Genomic DNA, 2857 nt, shown 5'->3' on the forward strand with positions numbered 1-2857 from the left:
TATATGCACCTATGCATTATATAGAAACTAATAACTTAACTCCATCAGTATATGATACTTATTCAAAAGAGCCATCATATAAAACATGTGCAGTTAAAATAGAAACTATAAAGTAGATTGGGGAAAGCTTATGAAAAGAATTAAAATAGATAGAAATAAATGTATTGGTTGTTTAACTTGTACATCAGCTTGTATAGTATCTCATGATACTGAAGAGACTAGAAGTAGAGTAGTTATAGATAGTGAAGGAAAATATGCACCAATATTCTGTAGACATTGTGAAAAGCCAGAATGTGTATTCACTTGTATGACAGGAGCTATGCATAAGGATAAGGAAACAGGATATGTTCAATATGATAAAGAGAGATGTGCTAGTTGTTATATGTGTATAATGGCTTGTCCGTATGGTGTGCTAAAAGCTGATGATAGAACTAAAAAAGAAATTATGAAGTGTGATATGTGTGTTTCATGTGAAGAGAAAACACCTCAATGTGTAGCTAAATGTCCAATGGCAGCAATAACACTTGGGGAGGTAGAAGATTAATGAGATATGTAGTAATAGGAGCATCAGCAGCAGGAATTAGTGGTGCAAAAACTTTAAGAGAATTAGATAAAGATGCAGAAATAGTTTTAATTTCAAAAGATGAATATGTTTATTCAAGATGTATTCTTCACCACTATATTGAAGGTATAAGAAATATAAAGCAATTAGACTTTTCAGAAGATGATTTCATGGAAAAGTATGATATAAACTGGATTAAAGGTGTAGAAGTATTAAAGCTTAATGATAAAGAAAAAACTTTAAGCTTAAGCAATGGTGAAATTTTAAGCTATGATAAAGTATTAATAGCAAGTGGTGCCTCATCATTTATACCACCAGTAGAAAATTTAAGAACTGCAAATCATGTAGTAGGGCTTAGAAACCTAGAAGATGCAGTTGAAATAGTTAATAGAGGGAAAAATGTTAAAAGCGCAGCAGTACTTGGAGCAGGACTTGTAGGAATAGATGCAGTTTCAGGACTTATGCATTATGACTTAGATCTTTCATTAATCGAAATGGGAGATAGAGTTCTTCCACTTCAATTAGACAAATATGCAGCTAGTAAGTATGAAGAAAAGTTTACTGAAGAAGGAGTTAACTTAAAGCTTGGAGTATCAGCACAAAAGCTTAATGTTGATGAGAATAATAATCCTGTAAGCTTAACACTAAGTACAGGAGAAGAAGTTCCTTGTGAATTAGTTGTAGTAGCAACAGGAGTAAGATCAAATGTAGCATTCTTAGAAGAAAGCGATGTAGAGTGTGATAGATTTGGACTTATAATAGACCACGAAGGAAGAACAAATGTTAAAGATGTATTTGGAGCAGGAGATGTAACAGGAAGAAATCCAATATGGCCAACAGCTGTAAAAGAAGGAATAATTGCAGCATCTAACATGCTTGGAATTAAAAAAGAAATGACAGATTTCTTTGGAAGTAAAAATACAATGACATTTGTAGGAATAAATACATTATCTTTAGGTATAGTTAACTTAAATGATGAAAACAAAGATGAATATGAAATAGAAGAAGAAAAAGATGACAATGGATATAGAAAAATAATTCATAAAGATGGAAAAATCTATGGAGCATTGATTCAAGGAGATCTTTCATATGCAGGAGTATTAACACAACTTATAAAAGAACAAATTGATGTATCAAAGGTTAAAAAGCCATTATTCGAAATAGATTATTCAGACTTCTTTAATGTAACAGAAAACTTCGAATATAAATATTAGACTATTGACAGAAATAATATTTATGGATAGGATAAATATATAATTTTGTGATAATAGGTGAAAAAATATGTTTAATGTCGAAGAAGGTTTAGGTTTATTAATTAATGTTAGTGATAAGCTAATGATAAATAGTTTTAATAGAAAAATTAAAAAAGAAGGTATAAATATTACATTTGAGCAATTTACGATTTTAACAATGCTTTGGGATAATGAGAATATTTGTCAGCTTACTTTAGCTAAACTAACAAATAGAGATGAGGCTAGTACATCAAGATTGATAAGTACCTTAATAAAAAATGAATTAATTATAAAAGAAACATCTAGTGTTGATAAGAGAGTAAAAAATATAAAATTAACATCAAAGGGTGAAGAAATTGAAGGCATAGTAAAAAAAGTAATTAAAGAATGCTTCAAGGAAGCTACCTTTGGATTAGAAGAAGAAGAAATAGAAATAGGAATGAAGCTTCTAAATAAGATAAGAGTAAATATGAGCTAAAAATAACCAAGTAACGTGTTTGTTACTTGGTTATTTTATATACTAATTAAATAGTAGTAGATAAAGCTATATTAGCTAATACATCAGCACTCTCTTGGACTTGCTCATCTGATAAAGTATGAGTTGAGTATAGAGCATATGTAGGTAAAAATTTCATTCCTGTAAATGTAGCCATTGCTTGATAAGGTCTAGTTAATTCATCGATATTATAGTGTTGATATCCACCAGCTCTATAAGCAGACTCTTGACCACCAGCAGAGATTACTAGCATGAATTCTTTTCCATTTAACTTATTTCCATTAGGGCCATGAGAAAATCCAAAAGCTAATACATCATCTTGCCATTCTTTTAATAAAGCTGGTGCACTATACCAGTGGAAAGGAAATTGATAAATAATTCTATCATGATTTAATAATAATTCTTGTTCCTCTAAAATATTAAAAGGGCCTTTCTTACGAAGGCTATAAAGATCATGAATAGTAATATTTTCTTCACTATCTAATCTATTTTTCCATATTTTATTGATTTTTGAAGCTTCCATATTTGGATGCGCTATGATAATTAATGTTTTCATTATAAAAACCC

At 29.9% G+C, this 2857-nt stretch carries 4 protein-coding genes; 3 read left to right on the forward strand and 1 reads right to left on the reverse strand.

Features of this window, described 5'->3' with window-relative positions:
* Nucleotides 1-130: 130 nt before the first annotated feature.
* From ACRDDY_RS01790 to ACRDDY_RS01800, 3 genes are all read left to right on the forward strand, one after another.
* Nucleotides 131-544, forward strand: a complete 414-nt coding sequence (locus ACRDDY_RS01790; RefSeq protein WP_438563258.1) for a 4Fe-4S dicluster domain-containing protein — start codon at nt 131-133, stop codon at nt 542-544.
* Nucleotides 544-1776, forward strand: coding sequence for an NAD(P)/FAD-dependent oxidoreductase (locus tag ACRDDY_RS01795; protein ID WP_438563259.1), 1233 nt, complete (start codon nt 544-546; stop codon nt 1774-1776). Before ACRDDY_RS01790 ends, ACRDDY_RS01795 begins: the two co-directional genes overlap by 1 nt.
* 67 nt (nt 1777-1843) lie before the next feature.
* Nucleotides 1844-2272 carry a MarR family winged helix-turn-helix transcriptional regulator gene (locus ACRDDY_RS01800; RefSeq protein WP_438563260.1) on the forward strand — a complete coding sequence of 143 codons (429 nt, stop codon included), beginning with the start codon at nt 1844-1846 and terminating at the stop codon, nt 2270-2272.
* Between the two features lie 46 nt (nt 2273-2318).
* Here the strand turns inward: ACRDDY_RS01800 and ACRDDY_RS01805 are convergent.
* On the reverse strand, nt 2319-2857 hold a 539-nt coding region (locus ACRDDY_RS01805), incomplete at its 5' end, for an NAD(P)H-dependent oxidoreductase (RefSeq protein ID WP_438563261.1).

The sequence above is a fragment of the Clostridium sp. genome (assembly GCF_051656525.1).
In the GTDB taxonomy this organism is placed as follows: domain Bacteria; phylum Bacillota; class Clostridia; order Clostridiales; family Clostridiaceae; genus Clostridium.

Excerpts from the sequence above, each read along its gene's own strand:
- ACRDDY_RS01800 (WP_438563260.1), top strand. The coding sequence starts at position 1,844 with ATGTTTAATGTCGAAGAAGGTTTAGGTTTATTAATTAATGTTAGTGAT.
- ACRDDY_RS01790 (WP_438563258.1), top strand. The coding sequence starts at position 131 with ATGAAAAGAATTAAAATAGATAGAAATAAATGTATTGGTTGTTTAACT.
- ACRDDY_RS01795 (WP_438563259.1), top strand. The coding sequence starts at position 544 with ATGAGATATGTAGTAATAGGAGCATCAGCAGCAGGAATTAGTGGTGCA.